Below are 22,825 nucleotides of genomic sequence, written 5' to 3' on the forward strand. Positions count from 1 at the left end.
CGGCTCTGTTGCGCCGCTTGATTGGGAAAAACAACGTTTTTGCTGTATGTGAAACTATTTTGATTATAGGAGAGAAACCATGTTGATCCAAAAAATGCTTCCGTTGGCGGCCGTTGCCGTTTTGGGTTTGAGCGCCTGTCAGAGCAATTCACAACCGTCTCAAGCGGATAATGCTTCCGCTCAACCTGCTGCAAAAACTGCTGCGGGCAAATCTTCCGCAGGTGTTGGCAACTGTACCCTGATTCAGGGCGATACCGCCGGTGCCGGCCGCAAAGTGGTGTACCGCTGCAACGGCCAAGCCGTATTGCGTTCTTCCCAAGCTCAAGCGCTGCTCGACAGCAACGTACCGATTTCGTTCGGCGCTTCAGGCGCAGCCCTGAAGGCCGGTCTGATTACCCGTCAGGCGGCCAACCGTGTCGGCCATACTGATGAAGAGACCTGCGAACGTGCCTTCATCAATGCAGCGAAAAAATTCCAAGCCGTTACCCTGCAACACGGCGGCCGTCGAGTGAGCAATTTCTACAGCTATTACGACCGTAAACCGTTGCGCGGCGGCCAATACGAATGTGAAGTCGGCACATTCCACGGCCGTGTCGTGATGAAAGGCGACATCGCCCGCTGATTCTGCATATAGCGAAAGCTGCTTTTTTCTGAAAAACGGGCTGCGCTATATGGGAAATCTGGCATTTCCGCCATACAGCCCGAACCACTTTGCCTCCGTTTTATCTTCGGCGGCGATTGGTTCGGGCTGTCCGCCATATTTCAAAGAAATTGCAGACAAACCGCCTGATGCCGTCTGAAAATGAACGAAGTGAATTTCAGCGAAGCTAAAATGAGTAAAGCGAGTTTCAGCGAAGCTAAAATGAGCGAAGTGAATTTCAGCAAAGCTAAAACAATAAAAAGTAAGTTTCAGCGAAGCGAAAACCGCAGATTTCGTTCAAACAAATCAGGCCGGAGTGGGACAGTCAAATCATGCAAATCATGAACAAACCTTTTCTATATGCACTGTGTCTGTGTGTCTTGAGCGCCTGTGCCGGATTTCGTGCGCAGGATTTGCCCGAATTGCCGCCGCAGCAGGCGCTGTGGTTTCAAGTGGACAAATTAGACACTCAGGGCAATACCGTGCAAACCAGCCTGTTGAGCGTACAGGGCAGTGAAGACGGCTCAAGCCGCTGGGTGATGACCGATGCGTTCGGTGCGCCGCAGGCAAGGCTGTCGGCAAACAGTCGGGGCTGGCAGGCAGACGGTTTTGCACCGCCGAACCGGGCGGCGAAAAAACTGTTTACGGCAATGTTCCCGCTGTTGAAACAGGATTTCAGACGGCCTCAAACCATACATTCCGATCCGAACCACAGCTGGCGGATTACGCCGATTGCCGATCCGGAAGGAGCATAAATGCCGATTTATCTACAACAACCTGCGATGATTTCCGCCGCCGGCTGCGGTATGGAAGCGCATATCCGGGCCTTGCTCAATCCGCCGGCGCAGACGCTGCTGCAAACCAACGATACGTGGGTGCAGGGAAAAAATTTTGCCTTTGGCGCAGTACGGGAAACCTTGCGCCCGTTTGCCGAACACACCGCCGCCGCCCACCGCAGCCGCAACAACCAATTATTGTGGCACGCCTTGGAACAAATCGAGCCGCAGATTATGCAGGCGAAACAGGTTTACGGAGCGGAACGCATTGCCGTGATTATCGGTACATCGGTCAGCGGCGCAGATGAAAATATTCCGCTTTTCCGGCAGCTTGCCTACGGTGAAACGCCTACTGTTGCGTTTAACCAACAGGCGCAGCTGCATTCCGATCCTGCTGATTTTATCCGGCAGGTGTACGGTCTGTCAGGCTTGGCATATGGCGTTTCAACGGCGTGTACTTCGGGCGCACGGGCGTTAATCAGTGCCGCCAGATTGTTGAACGCAGGCGTATGCGATGCCGTGATTTGCGGCGGGGTCGATACCCTGTCGCCACTGACGATTAACGGTTTTCATGCTTTGGAAGTACTTTCAGACGGCCTAGCCAATCCGTTTTCCGCCAACCGCAACGGCATCAATATCGGCGAAGCGGCGGCGGTGTTTGTGGCGACACGGGACAAGCAGCCCGACAGTTTGCCGCTCTTGGGCTATGGCGCAAGCAGCGACGCTTATCATATGTCGTCGCCGCACCCTGACGGCGTGGGCGCAATCGCCGCCTTCAAACAGTCTTTACAGCACGCCGCTTTAAACCCCGATCAAATCGCTTGGATTAATGCCCACGGCACGGGAACTCGCCATAACGACCGCATGGAGAGCCGTGCTGTTGCCGAAGTATTCGGTATGCAGACGGCGGTAACTTCAACCAAACCGCTGACCGGACATACGCTAGGTGCAGCGGGGGCGTTGGAGGCGGCATTTTTATGGGCGGTGGTGTCCCGAAAATGGAATGAGGGCGGAATATTGCCGCCGCAGTTGTGGGACGGCGTTCGTGACGAAGAATTGCCTGAAATCATGTTGAGCGACACCGGCAGCTGCTGGCCCGCAGGCCGGCGTATCGGTGCCAGCAGTTCGTTTGCTTTCGGCGGCAACAATGCCGTGTTGATTATAGGAGAAGAGGCCGATGCCTGAATGCCCGATTATATCGCCCGAACGCCTGTTGCCGCACAGCGGAAAAATGATGCTGTTGGAGCGGGTGGTGTCGTATGACGAACACAGCCTGCTCGCCCATGCCGAGATTACGTCCGACCATATTCTGTTGCCCGACGGTGCGCAGGCCTTGCCTGCTTATCTGGCGGCGGAAATCATGGCGCAGGGCATAGGCGCATGGGCGGGGGCGCACGCTTTGGATAAGGGCGAAGCAGTGCGTTTGGGCTTTTTGCTCGGTTCGAGAAAACTGATTTTCAGACGGCCTGATATTCCGGTCGGCACCAAGCTCGCAGTTTGGGTGCAACAATCGTGGCAGGACGATTCGGGCATGGGCGTATTCGATTGCGAACTGCGCTGCAGAGAGCCGTTGGACGATTTGGCGGCGGATACTGTATTGGTCAGCGGCGCAATGAATGTGTATGCGCCCAAGCATGAAGCAGATTTAAATCAATTATTGGCATCATAAAACCGGCCTGCAGTGTGGCAGGCAAAGTGAAATCGAATGCCGTCTGAAAACCGTATTTTCAGACGGCATCGGCAGAGGACAAGGATATGACAAGCAGCAAACCAAGCATTTTAATCACCGGCTCAAACCGGGGCATCGGTAAAGCAGCGGCGCTGGCGCTGGCGGAAGACGGTTACGATATCGTGGTGCATTGCCGCAGCCGCCGTGACGAAGCAGAAGCAGTTGCCGAAACGCTGAAAGCCTTGGGCAGCAACAGCCGGATTTTGCAGTTTGACGTTGCCGACCGTGCCGCCTGTCGTGAAATTCTCACCGCAGACATCGAGCAGCACGGCGCTTATTACGGCGTGGTGCTGAATGCGGGATTGACACGGGACAACGCCTTTCCCGCTTTGAGCGATGAAGATTGGGACGGCGTATTGCGTACCAATCTCGACGGTTTTTACAATGTATTGCACCCGGTAATGATGCCGATGATCCGCCGCCGTGCGGCAGGGCGGATTGTGTGCGTGGCATCGGTGTCGGGGCTGATCGGCAATCGGGGGCAGGTGAATTACAGCGCTTCCAAAGCCGGTATTATCGGTGCCGCAAAAGCCTTGGCGCTGGAGTTGGCAAAACGCAAAATCACGGTAAACTGCGTTGCCCCCGGTTTAATTGATACCGATATGATTGACGACAATATTCCGGTGGAAGAAATCCTGAAAATGATACCGGCGCAGCGTATGGGCAAACCCGAAGAAGTGGCGCACGCCATACGCTTTCTGATGAGTGAACAGGCAGCGTATATCACCCGCCAAGTGCTGGCCGTTAATGGCGGATTGTGCTGAATCAGGCCGTCTGAAAATCAAGATAAAGGGAAAATATGCAGACAAAACGAGTTGTGATTACCGGCGTGGGCGCATTATCGGCATTCGGCCGGACATGGGCAGAGGTCAAAACCGCTTTGGCGGCCAAACAAAGTGCCGTCCGCTTTATGCCCGAATATCAGGCATTCGGCGAATTGGAAGCCTATCTTGCCGCCCCGTTGGCCGAAGAATATACCGCCCCGAAGCATTGGACGCGCAAACAGCTGCGCAGCATGGGTAAAGTGGCGCAATACTGCGTGGATGCCGCCGAACAGGCTTTGCAGCAGGCAGGATTATTAAACGACGAGTCGATTAAAGACGGCAGAATAGGCGTGGCGGCAGGCTCGTCCAGCGGCAGCCCGGCGGATATTTTAGATGTCGGCTTGCTGATGTCGCAGTTGCCCAACCGTTTTAATGCCAACACTTATGTGCGCATGATGCCGCATACCACCGCCGCCAACGTCGCCATTTTCTTCGGCCTAACCGGCCGGGTGATCCCCACATCTAGCGCCTGCACATCGGGCAGCCAAGGCATCGGCTATGCCTATGAAGCGATTAAATACGGCAAAATCCCCATGATGCTGGCAGGCGGTTCAGAAGAATTAAACGCTTCGCAAGTGGTGGTGTTTGACAGCCTGTATGCCGCCAGCCGACGCAATGAGCAGCCTGAAACCACGCCCCGCCCATACGACAGCAGTCGGGACGGCTTGGTCATCGGCGAGGGAGCGTGCATGATGGTTCTGGAAGAACTAGAACACGCCCTTGCCCGTGGGGCAAATATCATTGCCGAAATCGTGGGCTATGGTGCAAATTCAGACGGTAGCCACGTTACCCGCCCGCAAAAAGAAACGATGCAACGCTGTATGGAATTAGCGATCCAAGATGCGGGCATTCAGCCTGAACAAATCGGCTATGTCAACGGACACGGCACAGCAACGGAACAGGGCGATATTGCCGAAACCCAAGCGACTGAAGCGGTATTTGGTTCATCAATGCCGATCAGCTCGCAAAAAAGTTATTTAGGGCATACGCTCGGGGCGTGCGGGGCGTTGGAAAGTTGGTTCAGCATTGAAATGATGCGGGACGGCTGGTTCGCCCCAACCTTGAATTTGGATAACATTGACGAACGTTGTGGCAAGCTGGACTACATTCGTGGCGACGGCAAACAGATTCAGACCGATTATGTGATGAATAACAACTTCGCTTTTGGCGGGGTAAATACGTCATTGATTTTCAAACGTTGGCAGGGCTAAGATGAAAAAAATTCTGCTGGTGTCTTATTCTCAAACAGGGCAACTGACCCGCCTTGCACAATCGTTTATTTCGCCCCTGCAAAACAGAGCGGATATTTTGCTGGAACATTTGCCACTTAAACCACAGCAAGATTATCCGTTTCCGTGGTCGTTTCAACGATTTTTCAACACCTTTCCTGAAACCGTGCATTTACAGCCTGAGCCATTGGCAGAGTTTGCTTTAGCACAGGAACAATACGATCTGGTTGTAATCGCCTACAGCGTTTGGTTTTTATCGCCATCGCAACCGATCACCGCTTTTTTACAAAGTGGGCAGGCTAAAAAAATCCTGAAAAATACGCCCGTTATCACCCTGATCGGGTGTCGTAATATGTGGCTACAAGCCCAAGAAAAAATGAAAAAATTGCTGACGGACTGTCAGGCAAACCTGATCGGCAATGTGGTGAAAGTGGATCAATGCAACGACTGGGCGAGCTTTATCACCACGCCTTTATGGATGCTCACTGGCAAAAAACAGGCGGTGAATTGGTTACCAACTGCGGGCATTGCGGAAGAAGACATCGCCGATATGCAACGTTTCGGCAAACAATTATTGCAATTTTTTGCACAAAACCGACCGCTTGATCGCACCTTATTTCAAGGAATGGGGGCGGTTAAAATTGATGAAAAACTGATGATGAGCGAAAAAGTCGGGGCAAGAAGTTTTCATATTTGGGGCAAAATCCTGATAAAGAGCGGGCGATTTTTTCCGAGTTTTCGCACCATAATGCTTTATGTGTATGTGGTGTTTTTAATTGCAATGATTTTAACCGTCGTGCCGATTTCAGCCTTGCTTAAACGCCTATTAAAACCCTTGATACAGCATAAACTGGACAAGCAAAAACGTTATTTTGCCGAGCCAAGTGGGGAATAAAGTATTTTAGGAGTAAATAAAAAATGAGTATTTTTCAAGAAGCCAAGAAACAATTTGAACAAAAAAATTATGATAAGGCTATAGGACTATTCCAGCAATATCAAGCATATTTAGAAAAAGAACAAAATAAACAAGAACATATTATAAACTTAAATATCGCAACTCACTGGTTAGGGCGGTGTTATCTTAGAAAAGAAAAATTTGATGAAGCAATAAAACATTTTGAGAAATCGGAAGCATATGCACAACAAATTCAAGATAATAAAAAACGTATAGATGAATTACGCATAGCTGCTCATTGGTTAGGTAACTGTTATTTTAGAAAAGAAAAATTTGATGAAGCAATAAAACATTTTGAGAAATCGGAAGCATATGCACAACAAATTCAAGATAATAAAAAACGTATAGATAAATTATGTATAGCTGAAAACTGGTTAGGTAACTGTTATTTTAGAAAAGAAAAATTTGATGAAGCAATAAAACATTTTGAGAAATCGGAAGCATATGCACAACAAATTCAAGATAATAAAAAACGTATAGATGAATTACGCATAGCTGCTCATTGGTTAGGTAACTGTTATTTTAGAAAAGAAAAATTTGATGAAGCAATAAAACATTTTGAGAAATCGGAAGCATATGCACAACAAATTCAAGATAATAAAAAACGTATAGATAAATTATGTATAGCTGAAAACTGGTTAGGTGTCTGTTATTTTAGAAAAGAAAATTTTGATGAGGCAAGAAAATATTTTAAAAAGTCGGAAGAATATGCAAAAGAAATAAATAATATCAAGAGGGTAATTTTTAGCAAACGTCTTATTGGGCATACTTTTTATAAAAGTTACAAAAATAAAAATGAGCTAGGGGATAAAAATAAACTAGAGGAATATTTAAAGAACAAAAAAGAAATCATAAAAATTTCTATGGGGAACATAAGTAATGAAAGTATTATTGATATATTATCAATATTAACCATTGATCCTATTGAATTAGATGAAAGTATTTCTCACTATACTAATAGTAATGTTGTTAATATATTATTGGGAATAAATGGTAAGGAAAAAAGCAAAATGCGTTTAAATAGTAGTACGTATATGAATGATATCTCAGAAGGAAAAGTTTTATATAAACATTTAGATATAAATACTAATTCCTTTGAAAAAAAATATGAAATATCCAGTAGTAGTGTTGCATTTTTCACTTGTTTTTCTAAGCGAAGCAATAATCTCAATCAATTTAGATTATATGGAAAAGAGAATAATATAGAAGCTTCAGGATGCTGTATTGTAATGAAAAAATTGAGTAAGTGGGTTACTGAACTAGATCCTAGCAAGTCTTTTTTAAATGATAACTTAGAAGGTTCTATACAGAATTCGGAAGTTAAAGAATTAGAATTACCTTTATATCAGGTTGCTTATATATCAGATTTTGGAGATAAACCTATTAAGTTACCGAGTTTAGGTGATGACGATAATATCTCACAATTTAGAATTGAAAAGCTCAATGAATTCTTTAATAAACTAAAAAATGAGATGAAAAATGAGATGAAAAATGAGATGAAATATAAAAGAGAATTAGAATATATACGTTATTTATTCAAAGATATTTCATTTATAGATGAAGAAGAGTTTAGAATACTAAAAGTAGAAAAAATTACTTCTAAAAATGTTAAATTCTGTGAAGAATATAATGCTTTATATCTAGAGTATAAAGATATTTCACAATACATTGGAGAAATTATTTTAGGTACAAATTTTGAGAAAACACCTAATAAGCATAAAAATGAAACGTTTGCTCATAAAATTAATAAAGAGTACTCTGGAATTAAAGTATCTCAATCTACTTTACCAATTAATTGTCCAAAATAAAATTTATGTTATTTGAAGTTTATTTAAACCGAATTTCAACCTTCTTACCGAATAACCCTGTTTCCAACGACGAAATGGAAGGCGTATTGGGTATGGTCGGCGATGTGCCGTCCCGTGTGCGGAAAATGATTTTGCGTTCCAACGGCATTCAGCACCGCTATTACGCCATCAATCCCGACAACCGCCAAGCAACCCATACCAGTACCGAGCTTGCGGTAGAAGCCATTAAAGGGCTGATTGCACAAGGGCTGGATCCGCAACAAATTGATTTTTTAGCCTGCGGTACGTCTTACCCCGACCAAATTTTGCCGGGGCAGGGCGTGATGGTGCAAGGGCTTATTCCGAACGCCCCGTCGTGCGAAGTAATCAGCGTGGCGGGCGTGTGCGTGGCAGGAATGGGGGCGATGAAACAAGCCTTTAATGCCATTCGTACTGGCGAGCATCAAACCGCCGTAGCCGTGGCATCCGAATGTGCGTCCGCCATTATGCGGAGCGAAAATTTCCGTTCAGAAGTGGCACAAAAACAGCTGGATAACGCCAAACCAGAAATTGCCTTTGAAAAAGATTTTCTGCGTTGGATGCTTTCAGACGGTGCAGGTGCGGTGCAACTGAGCAACCGCCCGAATGCCACGGGGTTCAGTTTTAAAATTCACTGGATTGAACTGATTTCCTATGCCAACGAAATGCCAGTGTGTATGTACGCTGGGGCGGAAATTGAAGACGGGCAGTTTATCAGTTGGAAAGCAATGCCGTCTGAAAAACGGGAACAGCGTAGTGCTATGGCGATTAAACAAGATGTCAAATTATTGAACGAAAATATCGTCCGCTACACCGTAGAAAAAGCCTTGCAACGGCTTGTGCAAAAATACGATCTTAAGCCACAAGAAATTGATTATTTCTTACCGCACTATTCTTCTGAATTTTTCCGAGATAAGCTATTGTCAGGGTTGGAAAACATTGATTTTGTCATTCCGCAAAGCAAATGGTTTACCAACTTGCGTGAAAAAGGCAACACAGGTTCAGCGTCCATTTACATTATTTTGGACGAATTTAGTCGCACATTCCCACTGCAAACAGGGCAAAAAGTGCTGTGCTATGTACCAGAAAGCGGACGTTTTTCTTCCTGCTTTATGTTGTTAGAGGTAGTGAATGGACAGTCTTAATCGGTAGGGTGCGTGTAAACGCACCATAAAATTGATGATACAAACGGTGCGTTTACATTCACCCTACGAATTAGGAAAATTAATCATTTCAATAATGAACGATATTACGTTACGGAGGAAATAATGCCAAATTATCGGCGTGATTTTGTGCAAGGTGGTGTATATTTTTTTACTATCGCATTACAAGATCGCACTAAAGATTTCCTTGTCCGCTATATTGATAAATTGCGTGAAGCCTATCAAGAAACGCTATATCATTATCCTTTTGAAACCATAGCAATTTGCATTTTACCCGAACACCTTCATTTAATAATGCAACTTCCTGAAAAGGATAATAATTTTTCTCGTCGAATTCAGGTGCTAAAAACAAATTTCAGTAAAAGGTTGCCCAAAGAATGTCAGGGTAATTTTAACCAAAGTAGAGAAAAACGAGGTGAATTAGGTATTTGGCAAAGAAGATTTTGGGAGCATCGAATTAAAGATGACGAAGATTTATCCAAACATATTGATTATATTTATTATAATCCTGTGAAACATGGTTATGTTCAGAATGTAAAAAGTTGGTTGTATTCTTCATTTCATCGAGATGTTGAAAAAGGTATTTTTGAAAAAGATTGGGGAAGTAATATTCCCATTAGAATACAAAATTTATATCAAGAGTAGAGTAGAAAAATGGTGCGTTTACACGCACCCTACGGAAAAATTTATGGAAATTGACGATATTCCGCAAGACAACAGTAAAACCTATCACGGACATCAAAAAGTGATTTACGCCACCCAAAACGGACAATACCAAACCGCCACCAGTAGCGGTTGGCAAGATGAGGCATTTGCCACCGAACAAGCGGTCGCCGAGTTGGACGCTCAAACTGAGAACGCCTTACAAGCGGTCAAAAACGGCGAAAAATCGGTAATTTATTATTTAATGTACAAATACCGCTACGATGAAACCAGCCTTGCCCAAACCACTGGGCTATGGAAATGGCAAATCAGACGGCATTTCCGCCCCGAAATATTCGCTAAATTACCAGAAAAAACGCTGGCGAAATATCGGGAGGCGTTTGGTTGCAAGTTGGAAATAAACGATGAATAAGGCAAACTTCCCTCACCAACACACCGCCCATTGCGAAAGCGGGGTGATGTCCACGATGTTGAAAGCACAGGGTATTGAGCTAAATGAGGCGATGGTTTTCGGTTTGGCTCACGCCCTGACTTTTGTCTATTTACCGATCATTAAGATCAGCGGTATGCCGTTGATTTCTTACCGTATGCCACCCCGATCCATTATCAAAAATGTGTGCAAGGCGTTGGGGATCAAATTAAAAATTCAAAAATTTTCCACCGCTCTTTTGGGGCAACAAGCCTTAGATCAGGCGTTAGCGGAACAAAAATTAGTCGGTTTGCAAACGTCTGTTTTCTGGTTGCCCTATTTCCCGCCCGAAATGCGGTTTCATTTTAATGCCCATAATTTGTTGGTTTACGGTAAACAACAGCACGAGTATTTGATTAGCGATCCCGTATTTGAGAGCGTGCAACGTTGCAATGAAGACGATTTGCAAAAAGCCCGCTTTGCCAAAGGGGCGTTAGCGTCAAAGGGCTTGATGTACTACCTTGACAGTAAACCCGAACAACCGCCCGAATTGGCAACGCTCATTCATCAAGCCATTCGCAAAAATGCCAAACAGATGTTAGCCCCACTATTTTTTGTGGGCGTAAAAGGCATTTGTTCGGTTGCCAAATCCATTGAAAAACTGGCAACCAGTAAAAAATCGGAAAAATATAAAAAACTCTATCTCGGACATATTGTGCGGATGCAGGAAGAAATCGGCACAGGCGGTGCAGGGTTCCGCTATCTGTATGCCTATTTTTTAGAACAGGCAGCGGACATTTGCCAACAACCTGCATACCAACAAGCATCGGAACAAATGACCGCAATCGGCGATCAATGGCGACAATTTGCCAGTTTATGCGTAAAACAATGCCGTAAACCGACAGAACAAGGCTATGGTGAAATTGCCGTGTTTTTACGCAAGATTGCTGAGCAGGAAGAATTGTTATGGCGAAGTTTAAAAAATGTTTCAAATTAACGCATTAAACCATTTTTATCAGCAATATCAAGCATTAAGCAATATTGAATTGACTATTACACAGGGCGAATGTGTCGGTTTATTAGGCCCGAATGGGGCAGGCAAAACCACCTTGATGTCCTTGCTCGCTGGTTTGCAAAGCGTACAATCCGGGCAGATTTTATTTGACGGCGTACCCTTTGCCCGCCTGAGCGAAAAGCAACGCCAGCAAATCTCCCTTGTGCCACAGGATTTTGCGTTTTATCCCTTGCTTTCAGTGTGGGAAAATATGAAATTTTTTGCCGCACTTTATGGGATTAGCGATAAAAAATGGCTGTTGCAATTATTGGAGCAAACAGGTTTAACCGCACATAAAGCCAAATTGGCAAAACATCTTTCCGGCGGTTTGAAACGCCGTCTGAATTTTGCGATTGGTTTGATTAACCGCCCTTCGGTGATTTTTTTAGATGAAATTACCGTGGGGATTGATCCCAAATCCAGACAATTTATTTTAGATGCCGTTGCAGATTTGACCCGCCAAGGGGTAACCGTGATTTATACATCCCATTACTTGCAGGAAATTGAGCAACTTTGCTCAAAATTAATTCTGTTAAATCAAGGTCAGCTCATTTATCAAGGCACGGTACAAGCAATTTTGCAACAAAACAAACACCATTCCTTAGAGCGGTTTTATTTGGACTTCTTGGCAAATCAGGTCGGCAAATGATGTTATTAGTCTCTATTTTTAAAGAACTGCGCTTATTGAGCCGTGATTTACACGGTGTGGCAGTATTATTTATTATGCCGATTCTGTTTATGCTGATTATGTCGGCGGCATTGAGCAAAGGGAATGAATTATCACGCAGTGGCGAAATTGTGTTGCTGGCGGAAAAGAATAATACATTGAATCAATCCTTTGCTAAGGCTTTGGCGGAAGAAAATTTAAATATTCGGCAAGGCGATCTCACCGATTTAGCCTTATTTCAAAACGGATTGCAACAAGGCAAATTTGAATTATTGGTGATTAACCGCAATAGTGCGGAAACGCTTTTAGAACAGGATCAAGGGCTGGAATTGCACTTAAATCCGAGCGTGGATCTGATTTGGCTGTCCGGTATCAAAGGTATTTTGCAAAAACACTATACGCAACAACGTCTGAACGATTATTTCGCTGACAATACAATCCATTTAGAAAACAATCATCTTAAACAAGTAAAAAAAATTGAACAGCAAGTTAATCAAGAATTAGAACAAAAATTCACCCAGATTAGATCCTATTTAAACAATAATATGTGGCAGGAACGCTATCTGAACCGTCAGGGCGATAGCGTGAACAAGCCCAATTCCGTGCAACACAGCGTGCCGGCGTGGCTGATTTTCGGGATGTTTTTTATTATGATTCCGCTTTCTAATGTGATGGCAATGGAACGCCAAACCAATACCATTACCCGTTTGCGGCTGGCTCAGGCATCGGCGTGGAAACTGGTGGTAGCGAAGTTGATTCCCTATTTCCTGATTAACCAGCTCCAATTTTTAGGGATGATTGCATTGGGCTATTTTGTGTTGCCCCTGTTAGATATGCCGATGTTCCGCCTTTCCGGCGATTTTACGGCTTATGCAGTGTTGGCATCCGCCGTCAGTTTGGCGGCACTGGGCTACGGATTGCTGATCAGCGTGATTGCCCGCACAACAGAACAAGCGGTTGTGCTGGGCGGTGGCGGCATTATTATTATGGCCGCAACGGGCGGCATTATGGTGCCTGTTTATATTATGCCTGAAATTATGCAGCAAATTGCCCAATTCTCACCAATGGGCTGGGCATTGACCGGCTTTCAGAATTTATTGCTGAACCACTACCACTTGCAGCAAATCAGCCCGATATTGTGGCGCTTGGCCGCATTTGCCGCCGCCACATTGGCAACGGCGGTGTTGATTTACCGCAATCAATTAAAAAAACAGGTGCGATTTTAATGGCTTATCAATTTACTTTAGCCGCCCCGGATTTGGAGCGGGAATTAAAAAAACTGATTGTGCAAGAAACCGAAAAAGACGAATTTTTGCCCGATGAATTGAGCGATGACGAATATCTGTTTGGCGAAAAAAGCCGCATTCAGCTTGATTCTTTAGATGCACTGCAAATTACGGTTGCCCTGCAGGCGCATTTCGGCGTGCGTTTAAACGGCGACCGCATGGTGCGCAAACACATGATGACGGTGCGCGATTTGGCAGCCTTTATCCGGGAAACCCACCAATCATCATGAACAGAGTTTATCTTCATTCATGCAGTTTTCAGACGGCCTCAGGCACAAAAAAAATGGCGGCGCAGTTTTTAAACCAGCAAAACGAATTGCCGTATTTCAAAGCCTTTGACGGCATATTTACGCCGATCAAAGAAATTCACCGCCAACTGGATTTTCATATCGACCATATTCTGCAGCAGCAGGGCTGGCAGCGGCGGGAATTGCCGCAAATTCCGATTTTATTGGGTTCGACCGGCTATACGGTAACCGATTTGGAATACCGCCTCAGCCAAAACCAAACCTTGGATTTTGATTACAACCTTGCCGCCCTCGGCCGCCACCTGCAGCAGCGCTACTGCTCGCCCGTATTCCATTTCGCCACTTCCTGCACCTCATCGGCGCAAGCCGTTTATGCCGCATATCAAATGATTCGCAGCGGCGGCTGCAGCAAAGCCATAGTTATCGGTTTGGAACATTTCAACCGTTTCACTTTCGAGCATTTTTATGCCATGAATTTATTGGCGCAAGAAGAAACCTACCGCCCCTTTGTCCAGCCTCAAGGCATGATTTTGGGGGAAGGCATTGCCTGTTTGGCATTGAGCAGCACTGCAGAAACAGCGTTTGGCTGCGAAATTCTTGCCGCCGCCTCCGTTACCGACCATCACAACCTGACCAACAGTAACGTCGCCGTTTTAGAACAACTGCTGAAGCAGATAACCGGCCAAGCCCGAATCACTCCCGAAGACATTACCGCTGTCAAAACCCACGGTATCGGTGGTGCATTTGACGATGACGAACAAACCCTGTTGCGCCAAACATTGCCAAACAGCAAATGGCTGCTGGCCAAACCGTTTTTAGGCCACACCTTGGGTGCAAGCGGCGTTTTGGAAACAGCATGGCTGCTGGAAAACCTGCGTTCGGGGCATTTCCCGCCTTTGCCTTATCAAAATCAGGCGCAACATTTACCCTTGGCACACGGAACGCCGGTTTCAGACGGCCTTTATCTCAACTATTTCCTCGGCTTCGGCGGCAGCAATGTCGGCTGGCTGCTGCATTGGCAACATTAAGGCAACACATGAACACGCTTTATCTGCACGCCTACCATCATTTTTTCCCCGACCAAGCAGGTAACAATCAAAACCTGCGCCATCAACTCAAACAATACGGCATCGACAGCCGCCGTCAGGCACGGTTTACCCAGTTGGCGCTGCTTGGCGCATTACCGCTGCAACACCGGATCAACAGCCAAACCGCCGTTTACCTGTCATCGCCATACAGCTCGCCGGAAAAATTCGATAGGGCATTTGCCGCCGTCCACCAACACCAAACTCCCAGCCCCTTAGACTTTATGGCAAACACCCATAATGCCGCCGTTTTCCATCTGGCGCAGCTTTGGAACATACAGGCCGAAACCCTGTTTTTAAGCATAGATACCCATCAACACTGGCAACCCGTCTGGCTGGCACAAAATTATCTCGCCCACAATCCTGACGGACAAATCTTACTCGGCTGGGCATTTGAAGCAGGAAGCATCGGCGGACGGGAAGGAAGCTGCTGGTGGCTGCTCGGCAGCAAAGCAGACGGCGCATTGGCAGAAATCGGGTTTACCCCATCGGCAGACAACTTGGCAGCTACCGACTTTCTCGCACCATTTACACAGTTTGAACAAGATATTGTTTGGAAGAAAAAAGTGATGTTTGTGGCAGAAGGGCTGGCAGCGTTGTCAGTTTGCAAATAATCGCAGTTCTGCGGTCTATAGCTGAATATATATAAATCAGTAATTTAATGATATTTATGTATTTTTGTCTGACAAAGTGAAAAATACAACTGCTTGTATATCAGCCATCTACCGTTTTTTTGCTTTTGTCCGCTAACATCTGCATCATGTCCGCCATCATGCTGCGGCCTTCGGCTTTGCTGACGATGGGGTCGCTGTCTTTTCGGCCGAGGATTTTGATGTCTTCCTGCGGCATTTCGGCGATGAAGCGGCTGGGATCGGGGAAGTGCAGCAGCCCTTGCCGTTTGCGTTTCAGGCAATGGGTCAGGGTCAGTTGGCGTTTGGCGCGGGTAATGCCGACATACATCAGGCGGCGTTCTTCTTCGACGTTGTTTTCTTCGATGCTGTCGCTGTGCGGCAGAATGCCTTCTTCGCAGCCGATCAGGAACACATAGGGATATTCCAAACCTTTGGAGGCGTGGAGGGTGGAGAGGCGGACGCTGTCGATTTCTTCTTCGTCTTTGCCTTCTAAAAGGGTCATCAGGGCGATGGTTTGGGCGATTTCGATGATGTTTTTGCCGTCTTCTCCGCTTTTTCTCGCCAGCCAGCCGGCGAGGTCGCAGACGTTGCGCCATTTGATTTCGCCGGCTTTGCCGTCTTCGTTGTTCAGCAGGTGGGTTTCGTAGTTGATTTCTTTGAGTAAATCGTTGAGCAGTTGGCCGGCATCTTCGGTTTCGGCCATGTTGCGGTAGCGTTCCATCATGGTCATAAATGCCTGCAGGTGGGTTTGGTTGGCGGTGGCGAGCAGGCTTTGGGCGTTGCCGTTTAATGCTGCTTCATACAGGCTGCATTCGTGTTCTTTGGCATAGTGGTTGAGTTTGCCCAAGGTTACGTCGCCTATGCCCCGTTTGGGTGAGGTGGCGGCACGCAGAAAGGCGGGGTCGTCATTCGGGTTGGCGAGCAGGCGGATATAGGCCAAGATGTCTTTGATTTCGGCTTTGTCGAAAAAGCTCTGTCCGCCCGATAATTGGTAGGGGACACGGGCGGAGCGCAGGGCTTCTTCCAGCAGGCGTGCTTGATGGTTGCCCCGATAGAGTACGGCAAAATCGGCGTATCGGGTTTTGTCGCCGCCGACCAGTTTTTGTTTGACAATCTGGCTGACCACCCATTCAGCTTCGTGCTGTTCGTTTTGGCAGGCAACGACTTTGACAATTTCGCCTGCGCCCAGTTGCGACCACAAGGTTTTGGGGAACAGTTTGGGATTGTTGGCAATTACTTGGTTGGCGATTTTCAAAATGCGGGCGGTGGAACGGTAGTTTTGTTCCAACTTGATGATTTTCATCTGCGGATAGTCTTCCTGCATTTTACGCAGGTTTTCCATATTCGCACCGCGCCAAGCGTAAATAGACTGGTCGTCGTCGCCGACGGCGGTAAACATGCCTTCCAAGCCGGTGAGCAGTTTCATCAGGGTAAACTGGCAGGTGTTGGTGTCTTGGCATTCGTCCACCAACAGATAGCGCAGGCGGCGTTGCCATTTGTTGCGCACCTCGCTGTTGTTTTGCAGCAGCATGGCGGGCAGGCGGATTAAGTCGTCAAAATCCACCGCCTGATAGTTTTCTAAGGTTGCCTGATAACCGGCATACAGGCGGGCGGTTTGCTTTTCCCATTCGTTTGAGGCCGTCTGAAAAACCGCTTCGGGCATTTTTAAATCGTTTTTCCACAATGAGATCTGGTGTTGGGCTTTAAACAGCGCTTCTTTGCCCGTCATTTCGGCCAGTTCGCCGATGATTTTGGCACTGTCGGTCGAGTCGAGAATCGAGAAGTTTTTTTTGTAACCGATATGTTTGGCCTCTTCCCGCAAAATCCGCATTCCCAGCGAGTGAAACGTGCAGATGGTCAGGCCGCGGGTCTGATTGCGGGGCAGCATTTTGGCAATGCGTTCCTGCATTTCCTTGGCCGCTTTATTGGTAAAAGTAATCGCCGCAATCTGATGGGCGGGGTAGCCGATGTGGGTAATCAGATGTTTGATTTTTTGGGTAATCACACCGGTTTTGCCGCTACCGGCACCGGCCAGCACCAATAAAGGGCCGCCCAAATATTGAACCGCCGCCAGCTGTTGGGGATTGAGTTTCATGGAGAAATCGGAATGGGAAAAGAAGACGGTTATTATAACGGAGAACGGTGTATCTGCGGCAATGTCGTTTAAAAGCGAGGCCGTCTGAAAATCAGGTTTTCAGACGGCCTCGCTTTCACACAGTATGCTTAAAACAGGTTGCTGACAAAAATCAGCAGAATTACCAGCGGCACCAGATATTTGACATACATAAACCAAATATTCACCGTAGTATGATTACCCTTATACAGCAGCTCGTCTTTGGCTTCGTCTTTCATCACAAAGCCGACAAACAGCGCCGAGCCGAGGGCGGTCAGCATAAACAGAATATTGCCGCTGATATAGTCGAACGCATCAAAAATATTGCGTCCCAAAACCGACACGTCTTTCCACGGGCCGTAGCTCAGGATAGACGGCAGGTTGCCCAAAACGAAAATACCCGCCAACACCAGCGTAATCGCCATACTGCGGCGGATTTTGGTTTTTTCCTGAATGGTGGTAATCAACACTTCATAAATCGTCAGCGAAGTCGTCAGCGCCGCAATCAGCAGCAGCGAGAAAAAAATCACCGCAAACAGCGGGCCGGCCCACATATTGGAGAACACAATCGGCAGGCTTTGGAACACCAAAGTCGGGCCGGAATTGGGCGCAACGCCGAAGCTGAACAGCGACGGGAAAATCATAAAACCGGCCAACACCGCAATCAGCGTATTGGTAATCGCAGTAATCACCGCCGTCTGCACCAAATCTTCGTTTTTATCCAAATAGCTCGACAGCGTAATCATCACACCAAAGCCCAAGCTCAGAGCAAAAAACACCTGTCCCAATACAAACACAAACAGTTGCGGCGTAATTTTGCTAAAGTCCGGTTTCAGATAAAAAGTAATCCCTTCCATCGCCCCCGGCAGCGTAACATTGCGCACCACCATCGCAATCAGGAACACAAACAGCAGCGGCATCAGATATTTCGCCGCCTTTTCAATCCCGCCAATCACACCCTTAACCAAAATCCATTGATTAACAAGCACAAACAGCAAAGTATAAAACGCAATTTCCCACGGGCTGTTTTCAATATGTTCCACAAAAAACGCCTTCGTCAATTCACCGCTGACCGGCTGCGAAATATCCAAACCGCCGCCGATAATATTGACGATATAGCTGATGACCCAGCCGCCCAGCACCATATAATAAGCCATAATCCCGAACGCACCGAGCAGGCTGCTCCAGCCGACCAGCTTCCAAAATTTGGCAACCGGTTTACCGTTCATCGTACCGGCAAACGCATCCAAAGTATTCACACCCTTGCGGCGGCCGATAACGTTCTCCACCAAAATCATCGGAATACCGATAACAAACATGGCAATACAAAACAAAAACACATAAGCCCCGCCGCCGTTTTCACCAACAAGATACGGAAAGCGCCAAGTCGCACCAAAGCCGACAGTCGCACCGGCCACGGTCAAAATATAAGTCAAACGGCTGGACCACGTTTGACGGGAAGGTTGGGAGGACATAAATCACTCACTCCTGTTAAATTAAGTAAAGCCCTGATTATACGCCGCCTTTAGCATTGATGATAACTGAATATTAAAAATGATAGCAGTGAAATTTACTGAATTTATGGAGATAAATAGGGAATTATTCTAAAAATTGTACTGTAATAAAAATACAAACAGGGGAAATCGCTAAAACAGGATTTTGTAGGTGAATGAAAAAATGGCGGGTAAGAAAGGCGGCAGGATTGCCGGAAAAAATACAGTCAGGCCGTCTGAAAATTAATTTTCAGACGGCCTAACTACTTGTCGGACAGATGTTCCTAAATCCTTATTGAGCAGCTTGTGTTTCGCTGTCTTCCGGCAGCAGGTCGCTTTCGGGAATTTCCGGTTCGGGTGTGCGTTCGAGAACTTTGCCGTTGAGTTTCAAAGTGTTGTCTTGCAAGGTCAGGCGGGTGCGGACGTTGTTTTTATCCAGCGTCAGATATTGGTCGCGCGCCATCACCTGCAGGGTGTTGTCCACCATCAGCCGCAGGGTTTCGTTGATGTCGTCGATATTGGCACGGCCGGCGGCTTCGTCTTCGGGATTGACGCTGAAAATGCTGCGGGCTTGGTTTACGGCAAGTTGTTCGAGCATTTTTTGCGGTACTCGGATATCGAAATCGGCATGGGTTTTGCCCAGCATATCGGCCAAGTTGTCCATATCTTTGACGGTCAGACCTTTGAAGGCGAGCGAACCTTTAACATCCACTTCGCCCTGCGGCATGGAAAAGGTAAAGGTTTTGACGTTTAACACCGGATCTTGGGTAAACAAACCGGAGGCTTCGGTTTTGGCCGTCTGAATTAAGGTGTTTTGAATTTCGCTTTCGCTCATATTGCGGCCGGCGATTTCTGCCAGTTTGTTTTTCAGCGCCAGCAGGCTCGGTGCGTCTAAGTGTTCGGCGGCGATGTGGATATCGAGCGGACCGTATTGCTCGTTGCCGTAAGCCAGTTTTTCGAATTGGAAACGGCCTTCGCTGTTGATAAAGCGGTCGGCTTCACGGGTGTCGGTAGCAAATTTGAGTTTGCCGACTTCGATTTTGGACGGGGCAACAGTTCCGGTCGGGTTGATAAAGGCACCGATTTGCAAATCGGTAACCAAATTCACCAGCTCGTTGAGTTTGACATTGTAATCAATGCCTTCTTTCCACTGCATCAGGAAATTATCGAGCATCAGGCTGCTTTTGCCCAGCGACAGACGGTTGCTGCCGTCGGTGGTTTCAGATTGGAAGTGCAGGCCGTTGAAGGCAATATCGCCCTTGTCCGCCAGTTTGACCTGCAACGCAGGCGCAAGATAGTCGTGACGGTAGGTATCGAAATTGTTGCCGTAGGCGGTTGTGCCGCCGAGGCCTTTCCAGTTGAGCTTGATGCCGGAAAGTTCTTCATAATCGAATGCGGGAACATTCAGACTGATTTCGCCGCTGCCGTTGAAATACACGGTATTGGTCATATTAACCGGCGTTTGCCCGCCGAAGAAGCGGGAAAGGACTTTTTCGGCTTCAGGGTGGTATTTAAATTCGGTTTCGATATATGCCCGAGTACCGACCCCGCCGGCAAACGGACCGTGCTTGATATGATTGACGATGGTAACCGGCTGTTGCAGCACGGTTTTCAGATTGTCGGGCAGATATTTTTCGGTATTGTGAAGCAGCGTCGGTTTCAGACGGATAACCGTGGTTTCGGTAGAAGTAAACCAGCCCCGCTCGTATTGGCGGGATTCAACGGTTAGAAAACCGGATTCCTGCAGGAGTTTTTGTTGGGCGGTGAGGCTTTCTTCCGCTTTGATACCGAGATAATAGGGCGTACCCAGCGCAGCGGCGGCAACGGCAGCCGCAGTCGGGATAAGAAACTTTTTCATTGCTTCAGACAATCAGATAAAGGATTGAAAGTGCCAAGCATAGCATTTTTTAGAGGATTTGTCTTGGACGATGGGACGCTGCAAAATCAGGCCGTCTGAAAACTCGATTTTCAGACGGCCTGATTTTTTGCGTTTGTCGGTTTGGCCGTTACAGCACGGATTTGACGGCGGCGACAACGTTGTCGGCGGTGAAGCCGAACAGTTTGAACAGTTCTTCCGCAGGGGCGGATTCGCCGAAGCGGTCGATGCCGACGACTGCGCCGTTGAGTCCGACATATTTGTACCAGCCGTCGCTTGCGCCGGCTTCTACGGCGATGCGCGGCAAGCCTTCGGGGAGGACGGTGGTTTTGTAGGCGGTATCTTGGCGGTCGAATACGTTGGTGGAGGGCATGGATACGACATTTACGCCGATGCCTTGTTCTGCCAGTTTGGTTTGGGCTTCCAGCGCTAATGCGACTTCTGAACCGGTGGCGATAATCACGGCACGGGCTTGGCCTTGGGCTTCACGCAAAACGTAGCCGCCCCGTTTGATGTTGTCCAACTGTTGTTGGCTGCGGTTTTGGAACGGGAGGTTTTGGCGGCTGAAAATCAGGCTGGACGGGCTGCTTGGGGCTTTGGCGGCTTCTGCCCATGCGACCAGTGATTCGGCGGTGTCGCAAGGCCGCCATACGTTCATGTTCGGAATCAGGCGCAGGGTGGCGGTTTGTTCGATCGGTTGGTGGGTCGGGCCGTCTTCGCCCAAGCCGATGGAGTCGTGGGTAAAGACGAAAATCGGGTTGATTTTCATCAGGGCGGCCATGCGCAGGGCGTTGCGTTCGTATTCGCTGAACATCAGGAAAGTGGCACCGAACGGTTTGATGCCGCCGTGCAGCGCCATGCCGTTCATCACTGCGCCCATGCCGAATTCGCGTACGCCGTAGTGAATGTAGTTGCCGCCTTGTTCGCGGGTTACGGACACACTGTTTGACCAGTCGGTGAGGTTGGAGGGGGTGAGGTCTGCCGAGCCGCCGACAAATTCGGGTAATACTTTTGCCAGCATTTCAATGCTGTTTTGGCTGGCTTTGCGGGTGGCGACGGTTTCGGCTTTGCTGCACACTTCCTGCAATGCGGCTTGGACGGCGGCATCGAAGTTGTCCGGCAAGGCTTTGTTCATGCGGCGGATAAATTCGGCGGCAAGTTCGGGGAATTGGGCTTGGTAGCGGGCGAAGAGTTCGTTCCACTGGTTTTCCAGTTTGGCACCTTTTTCTTTGGCATTCCATGCGTCGTAAATATCTTGCGGGATTTCAAACGCAGGATGATTCCAGCCCAGATGTTTGCGGGTGGCTTCGATTTCTTCCGCACCCAGCGGTGCGCCGTGGGTTTTGTGGCTGCCTTCTTTGTTGGCTGCGCCTTTGCCGATCAGGGTTTTGCAGCAGATTAGCGAGGGTTTGCCGGTTTCGGCATGGGCGGCTTCGATGGCGGCTTTCAGTTCACCGGTGTCGTGGCCGTTTACGTTGGGGACAACGTGCCAGCCGTAGCTTTCAAAGCGTTGCGGGATATTTTCGGTGAACCAGCCGTCCACTTTGCCGTCGATGGAGATGTTGTTGTCGTCGTATAACACAATCAGTTTGCCCAAGCCCAGTGTGCCGGCCAGCGAGCAGGCTTCGTGGGATACGCCTTCCATCATGCAGCCGTCGCCCATAAATACGTAGGTGTGGTGGTCGACGATATTGAAACCGTCTTTGTTAAATTCGGCGGCGAGGATTTTTTCTGCCAGTGCCATGCCCACGGCGTTGGCAATGCCTTGTCCCAGCGGGCCGGTGGTGGTTTCTACGCCGTCGGTGTAGCCGTATTCGGGGTGGCCGGGGGTTTTGCTGTGCAGTTGGCGGAAGTTTTTCAAGTCGTCAATCGACAAATCGTAGCCGGTCAGGTGCAGCAGGCTGTAGAGAATCATCGAGGCGTGGCCGTTGGAGAGAATGAAACGGTCCCGGTTGTAGAATTTCGGGTTGGCCGGATTGTGTTTGAGAAACTGCGTCCATAATACTTCGGCCATTTCTGCCATGCCCATCGGAGCGCCGGGGTGGCCGGAGTTGGCTTTTTGTACGGCATCGACTGAGAGGAAGCGGATTGCGTTTGCCAGTTGCGACATAGTATGTGTACCTTTCTTGCGGCCTTGCGGTAAGGCCGTCTGAAAAT

Annotated in this window: 21 protein-coding genes and 1 pseudogene; 18 read left to right on the forward strand and 4 right to left on the reverse strand. The window is 47.9% G+C overall.

Annotation, left to right across the window (positions count from 1 at the left end):
• Window positions 1-79 precede the first annotated feature (79 nt).
• The 18 genes and pseudogenes from PJU73_RS02670 (at window position 80) to PJU73_RS02750 (ending at window position 15,168) form a co-directional block, all read left to right on the forward strand.
• Window positions 80-622: an excinuclease gene (locus PJU73_RS02670; protein ID WP_237090900.1), complete on the forward strand. Its 543-nt coding sequence runs from the start codon at window positions 80-82 to the stop codon at window positions 620-622.
• 180 nt (window positions 623-802) lie between these two features.
• Window positions 803-985 (forward strand): pentapeptide repeat-containing protein, encoded by a 183-nt coding sequence (locus PJU73_RS09575; RefSeq protein ID WP_371871490.1) that lies wholly within the window; start codon window positions 803-805, stop codon window positions 983-985.
• Window positions 982-1,395, forward strand: coding sequence for a hypothetical protein (locus PJU73_RS02675; protein ID WP_237090901.1), 414 nt, complete (start codon window positions 982-984; stop codon window positions 1,393-1,395). Before PJU73_RS09575 ends, PJU73_RS02675 begins: the two co-directional genes overlap by 4 nt.
• The gene (locus PJU73_RS02680) at window positions 1,396-2,601 is read left to right on the forward strand and encodes a beta-ketoacyl-ACP synthase (protein WP_237090902.1); all 1,206 of its coding nucleotides are present in this window, start codon (window positions 1,396-1,398) and stop codon (window positions 2,599-2,601) included. It begins immediately after the preceding gene.
• Window positions 2,594-3,085 (forward strand): hotdog family protein, encoded by a 492-nt coding sequence (locus PJU73_RS02685; protein ID WP_237090903.1) that lies wholly within the window; start codon window positions 2,594-2,596, stop codon window positions 3,083-3,085. Before PJU73_RS02680 ends, PJU73_RS02685 begins: the two co-directional genes overlap by 8 nt.
• An 86-nt stretch (window positions 3,086-3,171) precedes the next feature.
• Complete coding sequence (gene fabG / locus PJU73_RS02690) at window positions 3,172-3,909, forward strand: 3-oxoacyl-ACP reductase FabG (RefSeq protein ID WP_237090904.1); 738 nt, start codon at window positions 3,172-3,174, stop codon at window positions 3,907-3,909.
• Between the two features lie 35 nt (window positions 3,910-3,944).
• Window positions 3,945-5,180, forward strand: a complete 1,236-nt coding sequence (locus PJU73_RS02695) for a beta-ketoacyl-ACP synthase (protein WP_237090905.1) — start codon at window positions 3,945-3,947, stop codon at window positions 5,178-5,180.
• Window position 5,181: 1 nt separating this feature from the next.
• Window positions 5,182-6,093 carry a dialkylrecorsinol condensing enzyme gene (locus PJU73_RS02700; RefSeq protein WP_237090906.1) on the forward strand — a complete coding sequence of 304 codons (912 nt, stop codon included), beginning with the start codon at window positions 5,182-5,184 and terminating at the stop codon, window positions 6,091-6,093.
• A 23-nt stretch (window positions 6,094-6,116) separates the two neighbouring features.
• Window positions 6,117-7,961, forward strand: a complete 1,845-nt coding sequence (locus PJU73_RS02705; protein WP_272607553.1) for a tetratricopeptide repeat protein — start codon at window positions 6,117-6,119, stop codon at window positions 7,959-7,961.
• Window positions 7,962-7,966: 5 nt separating this feature from the next.
• On the forward strand, window positions 7,967-9,124 hold the full coding sequence (locus PJU73_RS02710) for a beta-ketoacyl-ACP synthase III (RefSeq protein WP_237090908.1): 1,158 nt from the start codon (window positions 7,967-7,969) through the stop codon (window positions 9,122-9,124).
• A gap of 123 nt (window positions 9,125-9,247) precedes the next feature.
• Window positions 9,248-9,787 (forward strand): REP-associated tyrosine transposase, encoded by a 540-nt coding sequence (locus PJU73_RS02715; protein ID WP_237090909.1) that lies wholly within the window; start codon window positions 9,248-9,250, stop codon window positions 9,785-9,787.
• A 43-nt stretch (window positions 9,788-9,830) separates the two neighbouring features.
• Entirely contained in the window at window positions 9,831-10,217 is a 387-nt protein-coding gene (locus PJU73_RS02720) for a DarG family dialkylresorcinol biosynthesis protein (protein ID WP_237090910.1), read from the forward strand.
• Window positions 10,210-11,211, forward strand: a complete 1,002-nt coding sequence (gene darH / locus PJU73_RS02725; RefSeq protein ID WP_237090911.1) for a BtrH-related acyltransferase DarH — start codon at window positions 10,210-10,212, stop codon at window positions 11,209-11,211. Before PJU73_RS02720 ends, darH begins: the two co-directional genes overlap by 8 nt.
• Window positions 11,198-11,848: pseudogene (locus tag PJU73_RS02730) on the forward strand (ABC transporter ATP-binding protein); the annotation flags it as partial. The gene darH and the pseudogene PJU73_RS02730, both read left to right, overlap by 14 nt.
• Window positions 11,782-13,161 carry an ABC transporter permease gene (locus PJU73_RS02735; RefSeq protein WP_307727554.1) on the forward strand — a complete coding sequence of 460 codons (1,380 nt, stop codon included), beginning with the start codon at window positions 11,782-11,784 and terminating at the stop codon, window positions 13,159-13,161. The pseudogene PJU73_RS02730 and the gene PJU73_RS02735, both read left to right, overlap by 67 nt.
• Window positions 13,161-13,451, forward strand: a complete 291-nt coding sequence (locus PJU73_RS02740; protein WP_237090912.1) for an acyl carrier protein — start codon at window positions 13,161-13,163, stop codon at window positions 13,449-13,451. The genes PJU73_RS02735 and PJU73_RS02740 overlap by 1 nt, the downstream gene beginning before the upstream one ends.
• Window positions 13,448-14,497: a beta-ketoacyl synthase N-terminal-like domain-containing protein gene (locus tag PJU73_RS02745; RefSeq protein ID WP_237090913.1), complete on the forward strand. Its 1,050-nt coding sequence runs from the start codon at window positions 13,448-13,450 to the stop codon at window positions 14,495-14,497. Before PJU73_RS02740 ends, PJU73_RS02745 begins: the two co-directional genes overlap by 4 nt.
• A gap of 8 nt (window positions 14,498-14,505) precedes the next feature.
• Window positions 14,506-15,168 carry a hypothetical protein gene (locus tag PJU73_RS02750; RefSeq protein ID WP_237090914.1) on the forward strand — a complete coding sequence of 221 codons (663 nt, stop codon included), beginning with the start codon at window positions 14,506-14,508 and terminating at the stop codon, window positions 15,166-15,168.
• Between the two features lie 100 nt (window positions 15,169-15,268).
• Here the strand turns inward: PJU73_RS02750 and rep are convergent, their stop codons facing one another.
• From rep to tkt, 4 genes are all read right to left on the reverse strand, one after another.
• Complete coding sequence (rep, locus tag PJU73_RS02755) at window positions 15,269-17,281, reverse strand: DNA helicase Rep (protein WP_237090915.1); 2,013 nt, start codon at window positions 17,279-17,281, stop codon at window positions 15,269-15,271.
• A 128-nt stretch (window positions 17,282-17,409) separates the two neighbouring features.
• Window positions 17,410-18,774 (reverse strand): sodium-dependent transporter, encoded by a 1,365-nt coding sequence (locus PJU73_RS02760; RefSeq protein ID WP_237090916.1) that lies wholly within the window; start codon window positions 18,772-18,774, stop codon window positions 17,410-17,412.
• A gap of 310 nt (window positions 18,775-19,084) precedes the next feature.
• Window positions 19,085-20,650, reverse strand: a complete 1,566-nt coding sequence (locus PJU73_RS02765; RefSeq protein WP_237090917.1) for a YdgA family protein — start codon at window positions 20,648-20,650, stop codon at window positions 19,085-19,087.
• 148 nt (window positions 20,651-20,798) lie between these two features.
• Window positions 20,799-22,778 (reverse strand): transketolase, encoded by a 1,980-nt coding sequence (tkt, locus tag PJU73_RS02770; RefSeq protein ID WP_237090919.1) that lies wholly within the window; start codon window positions 22,776-22,778, stop codon window positions 20,799-20,801.
• Window positions 22,779-22,825 lie beyond the last annotated feature (47 nt).

This window comes from Neisseria lisongii, from assembly GCF_028463985.1.
GTDB classification, from domain to species: Bacteria; Pseudomonadota; Gammaproteobacteria; order Burkholderiales; family Neisseriaceae; genus Neisseria; species Neisseria lisongii.

Bases quoted from the DNA above. Each gene is read 5' to 3' on its own strand.
- PJU73_RS02670 (WP_237090900.1), top strand. From the start codon at position 80: ATGTTGATCCAAAAAATGCTTCCGTTGGCGGCCGTTGCCGTTTTGGGT.
- PJU73_RS09575 (WP_371871490.1), top strand. From the start codon at position 803: ATGAACGAAGTGAATTTCAGCGAAGCTAAAATGAGTAAAGCGAGTTTC.
- PJU73_RS02675 (WP_237090901.1), top strand. From the start codon at position 982: ATGAACAAACCTTTTCTATATGCACTGTGTCTGTGTGTCTTGAGCGCC.
- PJU73_RS02680 (WP_237090902.1), top strand. From the start codon at position 1,396: ATGCCGATTTATCTACAACAACCTGCGATGATTTCCGCCGCCGGCTGC.
- PJU73_RS02685 (WP_237090903.1), top strand. From the start codon at position 2,594: ATGCCTGAATGCCCGATTATATCGCCCGAACGCCTGTTGCCGCACAGC.
- fabG (WP_237090904.1), top strand. From the start codon at position 3,172: ATGACAAGCAGCAAACCAAGCATTTTAATCACCGGCTCAAACCGGGGC.
- PJU73_RS02695 (WP_237090905.1), top strand. From the start codon at position 3,945: ATGCAGACAAAACGAGTTGTGATTACCGGCGTGGGCGCATTATCGGCA.
- PJU73_RS02700 (WP_237090906.1), top strand. From the start codon at position 5,182: ATGAAAAAAATTCTGCTGGTGTCTTATTCTCAAACAGGGCAACTGACC.
- PJU73_RS02705 (WP_272607553.1), top strand. From the start codon at position 6,117: ATGAGTATTTTTCAAGAAGCCAAGAAACAATTTGAACAAAAAAATTAT.
- PJU73_RS02710 (WP_237090908.1), top strand. From the start codon at position 7,967: ATGTTATTTGAAGTTTATTTAAACCGAATTTCAACCTTCTTACCGAAT.
- PJU73_RS02715 (WP_237090909.1), top strand. From the start codon at position 9,248: ATGCCAAATTATCGGCGTGATTTTGTGCAAGGTGGTGTATATTTTTTT.
- PJU73_RS02720 (WP_237090910.1), top strand. From the start codon at position 9,831: ATGGAAATTGACGATATTCCGCAAGACAACAGTAAAACCTATCACGGA.
- darH (WP_237090911.1), top strand. From the start codon at position 10,210: ATGAATAAGGCAAACTTCCCTCACCAACACACCGCCCATTGCGAAAGC.
- PJU73_RS02740 (WP_237090912.1), top strand. From the start codon at position 13,161: ATGGCTTATCAATTTACTTTAGCCGCCCCGGATTTGGAGCGGGAATTA.
- PJU73_RS02745 (WP_237090913.1), top strand. From the start codon at position 13,448: ATGAACAGAGTTTATCTTCATTCATGCAGTTTTCAGACGGCCTCAGGC.
- PJU73_RS02750 (WP_237090914.1), top strand. From the start codon at position 14,506: ATGAACACGCTTTATCTGCACGCCTACCATCATTTTTTCCCCGACCAA.
- rep (WP_237090915.1), bottom strand. From the start codon at position 17,281: ATGAAACTCAATCCCCAACAGCTGGCGGCGGTTCAATATTTGGGCGGC.
- PJU73_RS02760 (WP_237090916.1), bottom strand. From the start codon at position 18,774: ATGTCCTCCCAACCTTCCCGTCAAACGTGGTCCAGCCGTTTGACTTAT.
- PJU73_RS02765 (WP_237090917.1), bottom strand. From the start codon at position 20,650: ATGAAAAAGTTTCTTATCCCGACTGCGGCTGCCGTTGCCGCCGCTGCG.
- tkt (WP_237090919.1), bottom strand. From the start codon at position 22,778: ATGTCGCAACTGGCAAACGCAATCCGCTTCCTCTCAGTCGATGCCGTA.